This window comes from Rhodovulum viride (genome assembly GCF_003265965.1).
GTDB classification, from domain to species: Bacteria; Pseudomonadota; Alphaproteobacteria; order Rhodobacterales; family Rhodobacteraceae; genus Rhodovulum; species Rhodovulum kholense.
Genome location: NZ_MUAV01000114.1, coordinates 1 through 963, shown reverse-complemented (window position 1 = coordinate 963; position 963 = coordinate 1). Strand labels below are relative to the sequence as shown.

At 74.0% G+C, this 963-nt stretch carries 2 protein-coding genes; both read right to left on the bottom strand.

What is annotated here, in order from left to right; translation table 11 throughout:
- Window positions 1-151 precede the first annotated feature (151 nt).
- Window positions 152-700: a head-tail connector protein gene (locus tag BYZ73_RS21295; RefSeq protein WP_112317581.1), complete on the bottom strand. Its 549-nt coding sequence runs from the start codon at window positions 698-700 to the stop codon at window positions 152-154.
- On the bottom strand, window positions 697-963 hold a 267-nt coding region (locus tag BYZ73_RS23125), incomplete at its 5' end, for a hypothetical protein (protein WP_220086885.1). The genes BYZ73_RS21295 and BYZ73_RS23125, both read right to left, overlap by 4 nt.

Below are 963 nucleotides of genomic sequence, written 5' to 3'. Positions count from 1 at the left end.
ATCTGGCCCGCCGCGGCGCGTTCGGTCTCGGTCAGATCGGTCCGCGCGGCCCAGAAGGTGGCGAGGCTTTCCCAGGCGCCCGTGGGTTCGTTCAGCGCGTTGCGCCCCGCGCCTTGGCGCTCGAAGGTGACGCGCCGGTCGAGACGCGGGCTCATTGGCGGCACCAGATGCCCGGCCGCCGGTAACGGGCCTGACGGATCAAGGCCCGCGCGCCGAAGGCGATGCGGGGGCTTTCCACCGTCTCGATGGCGATCCCCGCCTCCAGCCAGTCCCGCGCGATCAGGATCACCGCCTGGGCCAGTGTCGGCGGCACGATGTCCGGCCCCACGGAAAGCGTGATGGAGAGGGGCGCGCCATCCGGCACCGCCGCCAGCGCGCCCTCGGCAAAGAGGATTTGCGGTTCGCTGTCGGCAAAGAGAAGCCGGGCGGCGTCCGCGCCCATCTCGCCGTCCGACCAGGTCACGCCCAGCAGCTCGCGGGCGGGCGCGACCGGCACCCACCAGCGGCGCCCCTGTCCGGCCGCGGTTTCGAACCGGACCCGGCGCAGGGTCAGCGGGCGGCGGGTGGCGGTCTCGACCGCCGATTGCGCCGCCGCCAGACAGGCCTCGATCCGGGAATTGTCCGCATCGCCCTCCCAATGCGAGGCGCGTTTATACGCCTCGACACTGACACCGAGCGGAGGATCCGTTTCCAGGATCATGCCCCGGCCGTTTCCCTGGCGGCTTCCTTGTCGGGGGCCTTGTCGGGGGCTTTCCCCTGCTTCGGCGGTGCGCCCGCCTGGGCCTTGGCTTCGGCCGCGGCAAGGGCGGCCTCGCGCGCGGCCAGCGCCGCCTCGCGCGCGGCCAGATCGGCGGCCTTCGCCTCGATCCCGGCCGGATCGGCCGCCGCGGCCAGCTGCGCCTCGGCCGCCCGGTCGAAGACCGCCGCCACCGGGTCCTCGCCCCGGGTCAGCTTCGCGGCCAG